General features: G+C 43.7%; 9 protein-coding genes. All 9 read left to right on the top strand.

Features of this window, described 5'->3' with window-relative positions; genetic code table 11:
- Window positions 1-3283: RHS repeat-associated core domain-containing protein (locus BQ2633_RS09655; protein ID WP_075566745.1), on the top strand; the 3283-nt coding region annotated here is incomplete at its 5' end.
- Window positions 3277-3762 carry a hypothetical protein gene (locus tag BQ2633_RS09650; protein WP_075566732.1) on the top strand — a complete coding sequence of 162 codons (486 nt, stop codon included), beginning with the start codon at window positions 3277-3279 and terminating at the stop codon, window positions 3760-3762. The genes BQ2633_RS09655 and BQ2633_RS09650, both read left to right, overlap by 7 nt.
- A 343-nt stretch (window positions 3763-4105) precedes the next feature.
- A complete protein-coding gene (locus BQ2633_RS09645) occupies window positions 4106-4549 on the top strand; it encodes a hypothetical protein (RefSeq protein ID WP_176720118.1) in 444 nt (147 codons plus the stop codon).
- Window positions 4550-4746: 197 nt separating this feature from the next.
- Complete coding sequence (locus BQ2633_RS09640) at window positions 4747-8892, top strand: RHS repeat-associated core domain-containing protein (RefSeq protein ID WP_176720121.1); 4146 nt, start codon at window positions 4747-4749, stop codon at window positions 8890-8892.
- Window positions 8886-9371, top strand: a complete 486-nt coding sequence (locus BQ2633_RS09635; RefSeq protein ID WP_075566732.1) for a hypothetical protein — start codon at window positions 8886-8888, stop codon at window positions 9369-9371. Before BQ2633_RS09640 ends, BQ2633_RS09635 begins: the two co-directional genes overlap by 7 nt.
- Window positions 9372-9714: 343 nt before the next feature.
- Window positions 9715-10158 carry a hypothetical protein gene (locus BQ2633_RS09630; protein WP_176720118.1) on the top strand — a complete coding sequence of 148 codons (444 nt, stop codon included), beginning with the start codon at window positions 9715-9717 and terminating at the stop codon, window positions 10156-10158.
- A gap of 128 nt (window positions 10159-10286) precedes the next feature.
- The gene (locus tag BQ2633_RS09625; protein WP_083234025.1) at window positions 10287-16574 is read left to right on the top strand and encodes an RHS repeat-associated core domain-containing protein; all 6288 of its coding nucleotides are present in this window, start codon (window positions 10287-10289) and stop codon (window positions 16572-16574) included.
- Window positions 16568-17053 carry a hypothetical protein gene (locus BQ2633_RS09620; RefSeq protein ID WP_075566732.1) on the top strand — a complete coding sequence of 162 codons (486 nt, stop codon included), beginning with the start codon at window positions 16568-16570 and terminating at the stop codon, window positions 17051-17053. Before BQ2633_RS09625 ends, BQ2633_RS09620 begins: the two co-directional genes overlap by 7 nt.
- Window positions 17054-17396: 343 nt before the next feature.
- Window positions 17397-17840: a hypothetical protein gene (locus tag BQ2633_RS09615; protein ID WP_176720118.1), complete on the top strand. Its 444-nt coding sequence runs from the start codon at window positions 17397-17399 to the stop codon at window positions 17838-17840.
- The last annotated feature ends 80 nt before the right edge of the window (window positions 17841-17920 follow it).

The following is a 17920-nucleotide window of genomic DNA, read 5'->3' as shown; positions in this document are numbered from 1 at the left end:
TAAAGCGGAACGTATCACGCTAACACGTATTGCAGAAGGATATAAGCTCTATGAGCATAACAATCATCAGATATTCCTCTTCACTCAGTTGGGGACAGAGCAAGGGTATGATAGCTACTATCTCACACATATACTGGATGCTGATGGTCATTGTATACGATTTGAGTACAACTATGATGCTTTAGTTCAGATAACAGATGCTGTAGGACGTAGACTCTATGTGCGAAGTAATGCACAAGGATTCATCAGTCAAATAGAGCTTCGTCATCCCAATGATGAGCTAGAGACTTTAGTGCATTATCACTACGATGGCGAGGGAAATATGGTAGGCATTACCGATGCCCTGAATCAGACGACTCACATAGAGTACCTCAATCATCGAATGATTTCCAAGACTGACCGCAATGGCAATACTTTCTATTGGGAGTATGACCAAGAAGGTCGTTGTATCCATACACGAGGAGAGCATGGAGACCAAGAGGGTTGGATATACTATTACCCTACGGATGGATATAATGTGGTGAAGAATGCGCTTGGGCAAGAAACAATCTATCGTTATGACCCCAACCAGCTGGTTCGCTCGATAGTAGATCCTCTTGGTAATGTAAGCTACTTTGACTACACCGAAGATATGTATCCTTTTCGGGAAATTGACCCAGAGGGACGTATTACAGGTTGGTACTATGATGAGCGAGGCAATCAGATTGGTACAAGCTACCCTGATGGAACAAACAGCTATCAGATATATGATGAGCAAGAGCGTCTTGTCCTTATAATCTCTCCCAAAGGAGAGAAGCAAGTTTACATCTATGATAAGGAGCATACCCATCGTCTTAAACGAATCATCGATGAAGAAGGACAGGTAAGTATACTTAGCTATACACAAGAAGGTTACCTCCACCAGATAGAAAAAGGAGGACGAAGAATAGACCTTGAGTATGATGCTCAAGGGAATCTCAGCCGTTACTTCCTTGGGGGAGAACTTCTTCGTAGTTGGGAGTATGACTATCGAGGTCGTGTAATCACAGAGCAAGAGCCTTTGATTGCACCATTACGCTTTGAGTATGATGCTTTAGATAGAACAAGGCGTATTCATCGTCCTGATGGCAATACAATTGCCCTTCATTATGACAACTATGACAATGTCACAGAAGTCCAAGACTGCGATAGACATATCAAGCTGAGCTATACCCCTATGGGGAATGTTCGCACAAGAGAAGAGCGCGGACAAAAGGTAGAGTTCCTCTACAACAAGATGGAGCAGCTTTATCTCTTCAAGAATGAGCAAGGACAACATTATCGGTTCTTCCGTGATGACGCTGGGCGCATCAATAAGGAAATAGGCTTTGATAGGGTTATACGAGAGTTCATCCTTAACAAAGCAGGCGAAGTGGTACGAGTAGATCGCCCAGACAATCGTACGACAAGATTCGAGTACAACGCATTGGGGCGTGTCATCCGTGCAGAGTACTCCGATGGTACATGGGAAAGCTTTGGTTATGATAAAGATGGTCTCTTAAGTTCAGCGAAGAATGCCAGTAGCGAGGTCCTCTTTGAGCGAGACCGAAAGGGACGTATCATCAGAGAGAGCCAGTTTGTTCCTTATACAGCTTCAGAAGAGCATTTCCATGTCGATTCGCAATACGATATGTGGGATGCTCGTATTCACCTCAAGAGTTCTTTAGGTGCAGAGCAGGCGTTTGGATATGATGATAAAGGCTTACTCCATACTGTAGAAGCTCATGTATCTGTAGACACCGAACTCTCTGTAGCAAGAAGTTGGGAGAGTCGCATTCAGTATGATGTAGCAGGGCGTGAGATTGAACGTTTTGCTTTAGGAGGACTTCGGGTTCGCTCAGAGTATGACTCTGCCGGCATGCTTGCTGCTCGTAATAGCTATGTCGGCAAAGAGCTCTGCGCATATCGACGCTATTCATGGGCTCCCAATCATCGCTTGCGCTCTCTTAATTGCAATCTCACAGGTAAATCCCTCATCTATGCCTACGATGAGTTAGGTTTCTTGATACGTTCTTCCAAAGACGTGGGGGAATCGCTCTTTCGTACCCCTGACCTCCTCGGAAACCTCTACCGAGATCCCGAGCCAAGATACAGTAAAAGGCAGTATGGGCTGAGTGGACGTCTCCTCAAAGATGAGCAGTATTACTATCGTTATGATGGCGAAGGAAATCTTATCCACAAGAGTCCGCGCAACATACTTCAGCCTCCTCCCGACCGAGTTCCCGAGAATTGGTTGGATCGTCTCTTTATGCGAAGAAAACTGAGCAAGAAAGAGATAGAGAAGCATTATTCTTGGCAAGAGGGCGATACAACTTATGAGTGGTATGGGAATGGTATGCTCAAGTCTATCCGTCTTCCTAATGGTAAAGTCGTCAGCTTCGAGTACGATGCTCTCGGTAGACGTACGCTTAAGGAATTCCGAGGCGTACGCTATCGCTATGCTTGGGATGGCAATGTCCTGCTTCATGAATGGAACTATCACAGCTGGACTAAGCCTATTCGGAAGAAGGATAAGTACGGTCGCTATAGCTATAGTAGTCCTGAACCACTAACGAATGTCACGACATGGGTCTATGACGGTGGTAGTTATACGCCTGTGGCGAAGTTTATCGAGGAAGATTGCTACAGCATTGTACAAGACCATCTTGGCACACCAACGCAAGCCTTTGATAGCCGAGGAAACAAGGTGTGGGACTGTGTGCTGGACATCTATGGCGACATCCAAATGATTGAAGGGGATAAGGACTTTATCCCATTCCGCTTCCAAGGTCAGTATGTAGATGTGGAAACAGGCTTGTACTACAACCGCTTCCGCTACTACTCTCCTGAACTCGGCAACTACATCAGCCAAGATCCAATCCGAATAGCTGGGAACAACCCCACGCTCTATGGTTACGTCAAGGACACGAATTCTTGGCTGGATCCATTCGGACTGGATTGTTGGAGCACAGCCCGAAAGAAGTTTTGGAAACGCGAGGCTTTGATTAATCCTCATAAATACTCTGCTCGAAACATTGCACGAATGAAGAAGGGAAAGGCTCCGATGATGAGGGTTGTGATTAGTAAATTTAATGTTGGACTCGAGGCGAAAGATATATCAATGGAATTACATCATTGGGCTTTACCACAGCGACTAAAAACCCCTAAGGCGAATGAGCTATGGAATTTAATACCTGCTACTCCATGGGGGCATGCCTCTATGGATTCGTATAAATATATAAACTATAAACTCTATAAAATTATAAAAAGCGTAAAAACATGGTAGATATTGCAGCTGTAAAGGAATTCATTCAGCATCCAGTGTATGTGTGCTTTATTGAAAGGCTACAAAAAGAGGGGGAATTGTCTATGAGTGAGAATCTCCCATCGTTGGCTATGTTGAACTCTAGTGCAAGGGTTATAAACAAGTCGAAGGTTAGTATAAAAGAATTACTTAACCTCCTGAGTGCAGAGAAAGAATCTTTGTATAGATATGTTCTCGCATACGTAGATAAAGTCTCAAAAGGTGATGATCTTGGGGATGAGTTTCCAGAAGGAGAAGAGCAAGACCCATCTGAAGCTCCTGATGATGTCGTACTTCTCCCATACGATAGAGATTTTGCCATATTTCCGGTGGTGTTATTCTATATAATCAAGAATCAGCCCAATGAGGTTTTACCTTTTTTAATGGCTTTGCGCCGGCCACATGCAAAGGCTAGAGCAAAGAAAGAGCTCCTATTCTACAAGGAGGTTCTTGGGGGGTAAATCCCTAAAGCAGTAGGAGACATCATTACATGCACATATCATAAGAGCCTTGCAGAACGTATTTGTACGCTATCTTCTACCGTTGACATATCTTCATGAATAAAACATTCGTATAGCTATACCTCCCAAACAAACCGATACAGGACACCACATGAACTTTTCTATCTAAATTTGCAAAACCAGTGGTGCACTTCCTAGTGGAAAATACTCCATGGGGGCATGCCTCTATGGACTCGTATAGATATATAGAGTATGAACTCAAGAAAGTTTTAAAAGGAGTGAATGTATGGTGAGTTTTACGGAAATAAAGGAGCTTATTCAGCATCCTGCCTATATTCGGTTTATGGAGCAAGTACAAAAATCATCAGGCGTATCTATTGAGGAAACGCTTCCTGATTTAGCTGGGTTAAACATCATTGCAAAGCGAATAAACGGAGCGAAGGTTAATGTCGATTTATTGCTGAATCTGATAAAGGAAGATGGAGATTGTTTACACAAGTATATTCTTGCTTGGTTGGATAGAGCTTCAAAAAGAATAGGACGGAAGCTTGACGAAGAGTATCCCGAAGGAGAAGAACAAGATGATTCTAGTGTCCCAAATAACGTTAGGGTTTTACCTCGTGACAGAGGATTTATTATCTACCCTATTATAGTGTATCATATAATAAAGAATAAGCATAACAAGCTGTTTGCTTTTTACAAGTGGCTACGCAAACCATATGCAAAAGCTCGTTCGGAGGAAGCAATTCGATTTTATGAAGAAGTTTTTGGAAAGGAAAAGCTCTGAATAGTCAAACGCAATGTCCTCCACTCACGTATGATAGCACTTTATGGTGTGCATTGGGATGCTAGTCCAAAGGAGGCGATGAAGCATTTCCAGGAATCCCAACATACCCCTCATTGAAAAGTTAGCCTATGCTACCAGTAAATAATCATTGGACACCTGTTTTGGGGATAGACCTACATCTATCCGCCTCGGGGAATATGTTCCATCCTTATATAGGGATGGTCATAGATCCTTTTGATTATTTGCCTTTCATCGGTAGCAGTGTGCATATCAATGGAGTTAAACGAGGGGTTTCCGATACGAGCGGTGTTTTAGCAACACTACAACATATCCCTTTGATTGGACCATTTGTGATGGCTCCGCTTATAGGGCATGAGAGTATGAACTTCTTCGCCTCGGAGACGGTCTTTGCCGAAGGGACAAGGCTAAGCCCAAAGGCCTATATGACGATGACCTGTAATGATGTGGGGTTACCCTTGTCAGGTTCAGGCAAGATTGCCAAGAAGAAGTTTAAGTTTACTCCCACACTCTTTGCCCCGACGGCATTTTCTCTACCTCTCCCTATCCCAGCGGGCAAGCCCGTCTTATTGGGAGGACCGTATGTTCCGGATTGGGGAGGAGCATTGATGGGATTAGCCACAAGTGTAGGCTTTAGTACTTTCTTGAGCTTTGCTCCTGCATTGCTCAAGGCAATGAAGAAAGCAGGGAAGAAAGCTAGCACATCAGCACTGAAGAAGTCTAATAAAGCTCTTCGAAAGCTCTTTGGACCAAACAAGCTGAGTGATTGGCTGTGTAAAAAGGGGTTTGAACCTGTAAACCTCATCAATGGCTCTGTCATTTATGAAGGGAATGACTTTGGATTTCCTTCGATGCTTCCTTTATCATGGGAGCGAAGTTGGTACTCTGACTCTCAGTATAGAGGTTGGCTTGGTCATGGAGTGCATTGCTCTTATGATAGACGTGTTACTTATCTTCCCGAAGAGGAACTGCTGTCGCTTCGTTTGAGCGATGGACGACTAGCAACGTTTCCTGTGTTAGCTCCTGATGATAGCTTCTTCCATAAAGCGGAACGTATCACGCTAACACGTATTGCAGAAGGATATAAGCTCTATGAGCATAACAATCATCAGATATTCCTCTTCACTCAGTTGGGGACAGAGCAAGGGTATGATAGCTACTATCTCACACATATACTGGATGCTGATGGTCATTGTATACGATTTGAGTACAACTATGATGCTTTAGTTCAGATAACAGATGCTGTAGGACGTAGACTCTATGTGCGAAGTAATGCACAAGGATTCATCAGTCAAATAGAGCTTCGTCATCCCAATGATGAGCTAGAGACTTTAGTGCATTATCACTACGATGGCGAGGGAAATATGGTAGGCATTACCGATGCCCTGAATCAGACGACTCACATAGAGTACCTCAATCATCGAATGATTTCCAAGACTGACCGCAATGGCAATACTTTCTATTGGGAGTATGACCAAGAAGGTCGTTGTATCCATACACGAGGAGAGCATGGAGACCAAGAGGGTTGGATATACTATTACCCTACGGATGGATATAATGTGGTGAAGAATGCGCTTGGGCAAGAAACAATCTATCGTTATGACCCCAACCAGCTGGTTCGCTCGATAGTAGATCCTCTTGGTAATGTAAGCTACTTTGACTACACCGAAGATATGTATCCTTTTCGGGAAATTGACCCAGAGGGACGTATTACAGGTTGGTACTATGATGAGCGAGGCAATCAGATTGGTACAAGCTACCCTGATGGAACAAACAGCTATCAGATATATGATGAGCAAGACCGTCTTGTCCTTACAATCTCTCCCAAAGGAGAGAAGCAAGTTTACATCTATGATAAGGAGCATACCCATCGTCTTAAACGAATCATCGATGAAGAAGGACAGGTAAGTATACTTAACTATACACAAGAAGGTTACCTCCGCCAGATAGAAAAAGGAGGACGAAAAATAGACCTTGAGTATGATGCTCAAGGGAATCTCAGCCGTTACTTCCTTGGGGGAGAACTTCTTCGTAGTTGGGAGTATGACTATCGAGGTCGTGTAATCACAGAGCAAGAGCCTTTGATTGCACCATTACGCTTTGAGTATGATGCTTTAGATAGAACAAGGCGTATTCATCGTCCTGATGGCAATACAATTGCCCTTCATTATGACAACTATGACAATGTCACAGAAGTCCAAGACTGCGATAGACATATCAAGCTGAGCTATACCCCTATGGGGAGTGTTCGCACAAGAGAAGAGCGCGGACAAAAGGTAGAGTTCCTCTACAACAAGATGGAGCAGCTTTATCTCTTCAAGAATGAGCAAGGACAACATTATCGGTTCTTCCGTGATGACGCTGGGCGCATCAATAAGGAAATAGGCTTTGATAGGGTTATACGAGAGTTCATCCTTAACAAAGCAGGCGAAGTGGTACGAGTAGATCGCCCAGACAATCGTACGACAAGATTCGAGTACAACGCATTGGGGCGTGTCATCCGTGCAGAGTACTCCGATGGTACATGGGAAAGCTTTGGTTATGATAAAGATGGTCTCTTAAGTTCAGCGAAGAATGCCAGTAGCGAGGTCCTCTTTGAGCGAGACCGAAAGGGACGTATCATCAGAGAGAGCCAGTTTGTTCCTTATACAGCTTCAGAAGAGCATTTCCATGTCGATTCGCAATACGATATGTGGGATGCTCGTATTCACCTCAAGAGTTCTTTAGGTGCAGAGCAGGCGTTTGGATATGATGATAAAGGCTTACTCCATACTGTAGAAGCTCATGTATCTGTAGACACCGAACTCTCTGTAGCAAGAAGTTGGGAGAGTCGCATTCAGTATGATATAGCAGGACGTGAGATTGAACGTTTTGCTTTAGGAGGACTTCGGGTTCGCTCAGAGTATGACTCTGCTGGTATGCTTGCTGCTCGTAATAGTTATGTCGGCAAAGAGCTCTGCGCATATCGACGCTATTCATGGGCTCCCAATCATCGCTTGCGCTCTCTTAATTGCAATCTCACAGGTAAATCCCTCATCTATGCCTATGATGAGTTAGGATTCTTGATACGTTCTTCCAAGGATGTAGGAGAATCGCTCTTTCGTACCCCAGACCTCCTCGGAAACCTCTACCGAGATCCCGAGCCAAGATACAGTAAAAGGCAGTATGGACTGAGTGGACGTCTCCTCAAAGATGAGCAGTATTACTATCGTTATGATGGCGAAGGAAATCTTATCCACAAGAGTCCGCGCAACATACTTCAGCCTCCTCCCGACCGAGTTCCCGAGAATTGGTTGGATCGTCTCTTTATGCGAAGAAAACTGAGCAAGAAAGAGATAGAGAAGCATTATTCTTGGCAAGAGGGCGATACAGCTTACGAGTGGTATGGGAATGGTATGCTCAAGTCTGTCCGTCTTCCTAATGGTAAAGTAGTCAGCTTCGAGTACGATGCTCTCGGTAGACGTACTCTTAAGGAATTCCGAGGCATACGCTATCGCTATGCTTGGGATGGTAATGTCCTGCTTCATGAATGGAACTATCACAGCTGGACTAAGCCTATTCGGAAGAAGGATAAGTACGGTCGCTATAGCTATAGTAGTCCTGAACCACTAACGAATGTCACGACATGGGTGTATGACGGACAAAGTTATACGCCTGTGGCGAAGTTTACCGAGGAAGATTGCTACAGCATTGTACAAGACCATCTTGGCACACCAACGCAAGCCTTTGATAGCCGAGGAAACAAGGTGTGGGACTGTGTGCTGGACATCTATGGCGACATCCAAATGATTGAAGGGGATAAGGACTTTATCCCATTCCGCTTCCAAGGTCAGTATGCAGATGTGGAAACAGGCTTGTACTACAACCGCTTCCGCTACTACTCTCCTGAACTCGGCAACTACATCAGCCAAGATCCAATCCGAATGGCTGGGAACAACCCCACGCTCTATGGTTATGTCAAGGACACGAACTCTTGGCTGGACCCATTCGGACTGGATTGTTGGAGCACAGCCCGAAAGAAGTTTTGGAAACGCGAGGCTTTGATTAATCCTCATAAATACTCTGCTCGAAACATTGCACGAATGAAGAAGGGAAAGGCTCCGATGATGAGGGTTGTGATTAGTAAATTTAATGTTGGACTCGAGGCGAAAGATATATCAATGGAATTACATCATTGGGCTTTACCACAGCGACTAAAAACCCCTAAGGCGAATGAGCTATGGAATTTAATACCTGCTACTCCATGGGGGCATGCCTCTATGGATTCGTATAAATATATAAACTATAAACTCTATAAAATTATAAAAAGCGTAAAAACATGGTAGATATTGCAGCTGTAAAGGAATTCATTCAGCATCCAGTGTATGTGTGCTTTATTGAAAGGCTACAAAAAGAGGGGGAATTGTCTATGAGTGAGAATCTCCCATCGTTGGCTATGTTGAACTCTAGTGCAAGGGTTATAAACAAGTCGAAGGTTAGTATAAAAGAATTACTTAACCTCCTGAGTGCAGAGAAAGAATCTTTGTATAGATATGTTCTCGCATACGTAGATAAAGTCTCAAAAGGTGATGATCTTGGGGATGAGTTTCCAGAAGGAGAAGAGCAAGACCCATCTGAAGCTCCTGATGATGTCGTACTTCTCCCATACGATAGAGATTTTGCCATATTTCCGGTGGTGTTATTCTATATAATCAAGAATCAGCCCAATGAGGTTTTACCTTTTTTAATGGCTTTGCGCCGGCCACATGCAAAGGCTAGAGCAAAGAAAGAGCTCCTATTCTACAAGGAGGTTCTTGGGGGGTAAATCCCTAAAGCAGTAGGAGACATCATTACATGCACATATCATAAGAGCCTTGCAGAACGTATTTGTACGCTATCTTCTACCGTTGACATATCTTCATGAATAAAACATTCGTATAGCTATACCTCCCAAACAAACCGATACAGGACACCACATGAACTTTTCTATCTAAATTTGCAAAACCAGTGGTGCACTTCCTAGTGGAAAATACTCCATGGGGGCATGCCTCTATGGACTCGTATAGATATATAGAGTATGAACTCAAGAAAGTTTTAAAAGGAGTGAATGTATGGTGAGTTTTACGGAAATAAAGGAGCTTATTCAGCATCCTGCCTATATTCGGTTTATGGAGCAAGTACAAAAATCATCAGGCGTATCTATTGAGGAAACGCTTCCTGATTTAGCTGGGTTAAACATCATTGCAAAGCGAATAAACGGAGCGAAGGTTAATGTCGATTTATTGCTGAATCTGATAAAGGAAGATGGAGATTGTTTACACAAGTATATTCTTGCTTGGTTGGATAGAGCTTCAAAAAGAATAGGACGGAAGCTTGACGAAGAGTATCCCGAAGGAGAAGAACAAGATGATTCTAGTGTCCCAAATAACGTTAGGGTTTTACCTCGTGACAGAGGATTTATTATCTACCCTATTATAGTGTATCATATAATAAAGAATAAGCATAACAAGCTGTTTGCTTTTTACAAGTGGCTACGCAAACCATATGCAAAAGCTCGTTCGGAGGAAGCAATTCGATTTTATGAAGAAGTTTTTGGAAAGGAAAAGCTCTGAATAGTCAAACGCAATGTCCTCCACTCACGTATGATAGCACTTTATGGTGTGCATTGGGATGCTAGTCCAAAGGAGGCGATGAAGCATTTCCAGGAATCCCAACATACCCCTCATTGAAAAGTTAGCCTATGCTACCAGTAAATAATCATTGGACACCTGTTTTGGGGATAGACCTACATCTATCCGCCTCGGGGAATATGTTCCATCCTTATATAGGGATGGTCATAGATCCTTTTGATTATTTGCCTTTCATCGGTAGCAGTGTGCATATCAATGGAGTTAAACGAGGGGTTTCCGATACGAGCGGTGTTTTAGCAACACTACAACATATCCCTTTGATTGGACCATTTGTGATGGCTCCGCTTATAGGGCATGAGAGTATGAACTTCTTCGCCTCGGAGACGGTCTTTGCCGAAGGGACAAGGCTAAGCCCAAAGGCCTATATGACGATGACCTGTAATGATGTGGGGTTACCCTTGTCAGGTTCAGGCAAGATTGCCAAGAAGAAGTTTAAGTTTACTCCCACACTCTTTGCCCCGACGGCATTTTCTCTACCTCTCCCTATCCCAGCGGGCAAGCCCGTCTTATTGGGAGGACCGTATGTTCCGGATTGGGGAGGAGCATTGATGGGATTAGCCACAAGTGTAGGCTTTAGTACTTTCTTGAGCTTTGCTCCTGCATTGCTCAAGGCAATGAAGAAAGCAGGGAAGAAAGCTAGCACATCAGCACTGAAGAAGTCTAATAAAGCTCTTCGAAAGCTCTTTGGACCAAACAAGCTGAGTGATTGGCTGTGTAAAAAGGGGTTTGAACCTGTAAACCTCATCAATGGCTCTGTCATTTATGAAGGGAATGACTTTGGATTTCCTTCGATGCTTCCTTTATCATGGGAGCGAAGTTGGTACTCTGACTCTCAGTATAGAGGTTGGCTTGGTCATGGAGTGCATTGCTCTTATGATAGACGTGTTACTTATCTTCCCGAAGAGGAACTGCTGTCGCTTCGTTTGAGCGATGGACGACTAGCAACGTTTCCTGTGTTAGCTCCTGATGATAGCTTCTTCCATAAAGCGGAACGTATCACGCTAACACGTATTGCAGAAGGATATAAGCTCTATGAGCATAACAATCATCAGATATTCCTCTTCACTCAGTTGGGGACAGAGCAAGGGTATGATAGCTACTATCTCACACATATACTGGATGCTGATGGTCATTGTATACGATTTGAGTACAACTATGATGCTTTAGTTCAGATAACAGATGCTGTAGGACGTAGACTCTATGTGCGAAGTAATGCACAAGGATTCATCAGTCAAATAGAGCTTCGTCATCCCAATGATGAGCTAGAGACTTTAGTGCATTATCACTACGATGGCGAGGGAAATATGGTAGGCATTACCGATGCCCTGAATCAGACGACTCACATAGAGTACCTCAATCATCGAATGATTTCCAAGACTGACCGCAATGGCAATACTTTCTATTGGGAGTATGACCAAGAAGGTCGTTGTATCCATACACGAGGAGAGCATGGAGACCAAGAGGGTTGGATATACTATTACCCTACGGATGGATATAATGTGGTGAAGAATGCGCTTGGGCAAGAAACAATCTATCGTTATGACCCCAACCAGCTGGTTCGCTCGATAGTAGATCCTCTTGGTAATGTAAGCTACTTTGACTACACCGAAGATATGTATCCTTTTCGGGAAATTGACCCAGAGGGACGTATTACAGGTTGGTACTATGATGAGCGAGGCAATCAGATTGGTACAAGCTACCCTGATGGAACAAACAGCTATCAGATATATGATGAGCAAGAGCGTCTTGTCCTTATAATCTCTCCCAAAGGAGAGAAGCAAGTTTACATCTATGATAAGGAGCATACCCATCGTCTTAAACGAATCATCGATGAAGAAGGACAGGTAAGTATACTTAGCTATACACAAGAAGGTTACCTCCACCAGATAGAAAAAGGAGGACGAAGAATAGACCTTGAGTATGATGCTCAAGGGAATCTCAGCCGTTACTTCCTTGGGGGAGAACTTCTTCGTAGTTGGGAGTATGACTATCGAGGTCGTGTAATCACAGAGCAAGAGCCTTTGATTGCACCATTACGCTTTGAGTATGATGCTTTAGATAGAACAAGGCGTATTCATCGTCCTGATGGCAATACAATTGCCCTTCATTATGACAACTATGACAATGTCACAGAAGTCCAAGACTGCGATAGACATATCAAGCTGAGCTATACCCCTATGGGGAATGTTCGCACAAGAGAAGAGCGCGGACAAAAGGTAGAGTTCCTCTACAACAAGATGGAGCAGCTTTATCTCTTCAAGAATGAGCAAGGACAACATTATCGGTTCTTCCGTGATGACGCTGGGCGCATCAATAAGGAAATAGGCTTTGATAGGGTTATACGAGAGTTCATCCTTAACAAAGCAGGCGAAGTGGTACGAGTAGATCGCCCAGACAATCGTACGACAAGATTCGAGTACAACGCATTGGGGCGTGTCATCCGTGCAGAGTACTCCGATGGTACATGGGAAAGCTTTGGTTATGATAAAGATGGTCTCTTAAGTTCAGCGAAGAATGCCAGTAGCGAGGTCCTCTTTGAGCGAGACCGAAAGGGACGTATCATCAGAGAGAGCCAGTTTGTTCCTTATACAGCTTCAGAAGAGCATTTCCATGTCGATTCGCAATACGATATGTGGGATGCTCGTATTCACCTCAAGAGTTCTTTAGGTGCAGAGCAGGCGTTTGGATATGATGATAAAGGCTTACTCCATACTGTAGAAGCTCATGTATCTGTAGACACCGAACTCTCTGTAGCAAGAAGTTGGGAGAGTCGCATTCAGTATGATATAGCAGGACGTGAGATTGAACGTTTTGCTTTAGGAGGACTTCGGGTTCGCTCAGAGTATGACTCTGCTGGTATGCTTGCTGCTCGTAATAGTTATGTCGGCAAAGAGCTCTGCGCATATCGACGCTATTCATGGGCTCCCAATCATCGCTTGCGCTCTCTTAATTGCAATCTCACAGGTAAATCCCTCATCTATGCCTATGATGAGTTAGGATTCTTGATACGTTCTTCCAAGGATGTAGGAGAATCGCTCTTTCGTACCCCAGACCTCCTCGGAAACCTCTACCGAGATCCCGAGCCAAGATACAGTAAAAGGCAGTATGGACTGAGTGGACGTCTCCTCAAAGATGAGCAGTATTACTATCGTTATGATGNGTATGATAGCTACTATCTCACACATATACTGGATGCTGATGGTCATTGTATACGATTTGAGTACAACTATGATGCTTTAGTTCAGATAACAGATGCTGTAGGACGTAGACTCTATGTGCGAAGTAATGCACAAGGATTCATCAGTCAAATAGAGCTTCGTCATCCCAATGATGAGCTAGAGACTTTAGTGCATTATCACTACGATGGCGAGGGAAATATGGTAGGCATTACCGATGCCCTGAATCAGACGACTCACATAGAGTACCTCAATCATCGAATGATTTCCAAGACTGACCGCAATGGCAATACTTTCTATTGGGAGTATGACCAAGAAGGTCGTTGTATCCATACACGAGGAGAGCATGGAGACCAAGAGGGTTGGATATACTATTACCCTACGGATGGATATAATGTGGTGAAGAATGCGCTTGGGCAAGAAACAATCTATCGTTATGACCCCAACCAGCTGGTTCGCTCGATAGTAGATCCTCTTGGTAATGTAAGCTACTTTGACTACACCGAAGATATGTATCCTTTTCGGGAAATTGACCCAGAGGGACGTATTACAGGTTGGTACTATGATGAGCGAGGCAATCAGATTGGTACAAGCTACCCTGATGGAACAAACAGCTATCAGATATATGATGAGCAAGAGCGTCTTGTCCTTATAATCTCTCCCAAAGGAGAGAAGCAAGTTTACATCTATGATAAGGAGCATACCCATCGTCTTAAACGAATCATCGATGAAGAAGGACAGGTAAGTATACTTAGCTATACACAAGAAGGTTACCTCCACCAGATAGAAAAAGGAGGACGAAGAATAGACCTTGAGTATGATGCTCAAGGGAATCTCAGCCGTTACTTCCTTGGGGGAGAACTTCTTCGTAGTTGGGAGTATGACTATCGAGGTCGTGTAATCACAGAGCAAGAGCCTTTGATTGCACCATTACGCTTTGAGTATGATGCTTTAGATAGAACAAGGCGTATTCATCGTCCTGATGGCAATACAATTGCCCTTCATTATGACAACTATGACAATGTCACAGAAGTCCAAGACTGCGATAGACATATCAAGCTGAGCTATACCCCTATGGGGAATGTTCGCACAAGAGAAGAGCGCGGACAAAAGGTAGAGTTCCTCTACAACAAGATGGAGCAGCTTTATCTCTTCAAGAATGAGCAAGGACAACATTATCGGTTCTTCCGTGATGACGCTGGGCGCATCAATAAGGAAATAGGCTTTGATAGGGTTATACGAGAGTTCATCCTTAACAAAGCAGGCGAAGTGGTACGAGTAGATCGCCCAGACAATCGTACGACAAGATTCGAGTACAACGCATTGGGGCGTGTCATCCGTGCAGAGTACTCCGATGGTACATGGGAAAGCTTTGGTTATGATAAAGATGGTCTCTTAAGTTCAGCGAAGAATGCCAGTAGCGAGGTCCTCTTTGAGCGAGACCGAAAGGGACGTATCATCAGAGAGAGCCAGTTTGTTCCTTATACAGCTTCAGAAGAGCATTTCCATGTCGATTCGCAATACGATATGTGGGATGCTCGTATTCACCTCAAGAGTTCTTTAGGTGCAGAGCAGGCGTTTGGATATGATGATAAAGGCTTACTCCATACTGTAGAAGCTCATGTATCTGTAGACACCGAACTCTCTGTAGCAAGAAGTTGGGAGAGTCGCATTCAGTATGATGTAGCAGGGCGTGAGATTGAACGTTTTGCTTTAGGAGGACTTCGGGTTCGCTCAGAGTATGACTCTGCCGGCATGCTTGCTGCTCGTAATAGCTATGTCGGCAAAGAGCTCTGCGCATATCGACGCTATTCATGGGCTCCCAATCATCGCTTGCGCTCTCTTAATTGCAATCTCACAGGTAAATCCCTCATCTATGCCTACGATGAGTTAGGTTTCTTGATACGTTCTTCCAAAGACGTGGGGGAATCGCTCTTTCGTACCCCTGACCTCCTCGGAAACCTCTACCGAGATCCCGAGCCAAGATACAGTAAAAGGCAGTATGGGCTGAGTGGACGTCTCCTCAAAGATGAGCAGTATTACTATCGTTATGATAGCGAAGGAAATCTTATCCACAAGAGTCCGCGCAACATACTTCAGCCTCCTCCCGACCGAGTTCCCGAGAATTGGTTGGATCGTCTCTTTATGCGAAGAAAACTGAGCAAGAAAGAGATAGAGAAGCATTATTCTTGGCAAGAGGGCGATACAGCTTACGAGTGGTATGGGAATGGTATGCTCAAGTCTGTCCGTCTTCCTAATGGTAAAGTAGTCAGCTTCGAGTACGATGCTCTCGGTAGACGTACTCTTAAGGAATTCCGAGGCATACGCTATCGCTATGCTTGGGATGGTAATGTCCTGCTTCATGAATGGAACTATCACAGCTGGACTAAGCCTATTCGGAAGAAGGATAAGTACGGTCGCTATAGCTATAGTAGTCCTGAACCACTAACGAATGTCACGACATGGGTGTATGACGGACAAAGTTATACGCCTGTGGCGAAGTTTACCGAGGAAGATTGCTACAGCATTGTACAAGACCATCTTGGCACACCAACGCAAGCCTTTGATAGCCGAGGAAACAAGGTGTGGGACTGTGTGCTGGACATCTATGGCGACATCCAAATGATTGAAGGGGATAAGGACTTTATCCCATTCCGCTTCCAAGGTCAGTATGTAGATGTGGAAACAGGCTTGTACTACAACCGCTTCCGCTACTACTCTCCTGAACTCGGCAACTACATCAGCCAAGATCCAATCCGAATAGCTGGGAACAACCCCACGCTCTATGGTTACGTCAAGGACACGAATTCTTGGCTGGATCCATTCGGACTGGATTGTTGGAGCACAGCCCGAAAGAAGTTTTGGAAACGCGAGGCTTTGATTAATCCTCATAAATACTCTGCTCGAAACATTGCACGAATGAAGAAGGGAAAGGCTCCGATGATGAGGGTTGTGATTAGTAAATTTAATGTTGGACTCGAGGCGAAAGATATATCAATGGAATTACATCATTGGGCTTTACCACAGCGACTAAAAACCCCTAAGGCGAATGAGCTATGGAATTTAATACCTGCTACTCCATGGGGGCATGCCTCTATGGATTCGTATAAATATATAAACTATAAACTCTATAAAATTATAAAAAGCGTAAAAACATGGTAGATATTGCAGCTGTAAAGGAATTCATTCAGCATCCAGTGTATGTGTGCTTTATTGAAAGGCTACAAAAAGAGGGGGAATTGTCTATGAGTGAGAATCTCCCATCGTTGGCTATGTTGAACTCTAGTGCAAGGGTTATAAACAAGTCGAAGGTTAGTATAAAAGAATTACTTAACCTCCTGAGTGCAGAGAAAGAATCTTTGTATAGATATGTTCTCGCATACGTAGATAAAGTCTCAAAAGGTGATGATCTTGGGGATGAGTTTCCAGAAGGAGAAGAGCAAGACCCATCTGAAGCTCCTGATGATGTCGTACTTCTCCCATACGATAGAGATTTTGCCATATTTCCGGTGGTGTTATTCTATATAATCAAGAATCAGCCCAATGAGGTTTTACCTTTTTTAATGGCTTTGCGCCGGCCACATGCAAAGGCTAGAGCAAAGAAAGAGCTCCTATTCTACAAGGAGGTTCTTGGGGGGTAAATCCCTAAAGCAGTAGGAGACATCATTACATGCACATATCATAAGAGCCTTGCAGAACGTATTTGTACGCTATCTTCTACCGTTGACATATCTTCATGAATAAAACATTCGTATAGCTATACCTCCCAAACAAACCGATACAGGACACCACATGAACTTTTCTATCTAAATTTGCAAAACCAGTGGTGCACTTCCTAGTGGAAAATACTCCATGGGGGCATGCCTCTATGGACTCGTATAGATATATAGAGTATGAACTCAAGAAAGTTTTAAAAGGAGTGAATGTATGGTGAGTTTTACGGAAATAAAGGAGCTTATTCAGCATCCTGCCTATATTCGGTTTATGGAGCAAGTACAAAAATCATCAGGCGTATCTATTGAGGAAACGCTTCCTGATTTAGCTGGGTTAAACATCATTGCAAAGCGAATAAACGGAGCGAAGGTTAATGTCGATTTATTGCTGAATCTGATAAAGGAAGATGGAGATTGTTTACACAAGTATATTCTTGCTTGGTTGGATAGAGCTTCAAAAAGAATAGGACGGAAGCTTGACGAAGAGTATCCCGAAGGAGAAGAACAAGATGATTCTAGTGTCCCAAATAACGTTAGGGTTTTACCTCGTGACAGAGGATTTATTATCTACCCTATTATAGTGTATCATATAATAAAGAATAAGCATAACAAGCTGTTTGCTTTTTACAAGTGGCTACGCAAACCATATGCAAAAGCTCGTTCGGAGGAAGCAATTCGATTTTATGAAGAAGTTTTTGGAAAGGAAAAGCTCTGAATAGTCAAACGCAATGTCCTCCACTCACGTATGATAGCACTTTATGGTGTGCATTGGGATGCTAGTCCAAAGGAGGCGAT

Origin of the sequence: Ihuprevotella massiliensis, assembly GCA_900095835.1 — a bacterium.
GTDB lineage: Bacteria > Bacteroidota > Bacteroidia > Bacteroidales > Bacteroidaceae > Alloprevotella > Alloprevotella massiliensis.
The sequence above is the reverse complement of the archived record's forward strand: the minus strand, read 5'-3'. Positions and strand labels throughout refer to the sequence as shown.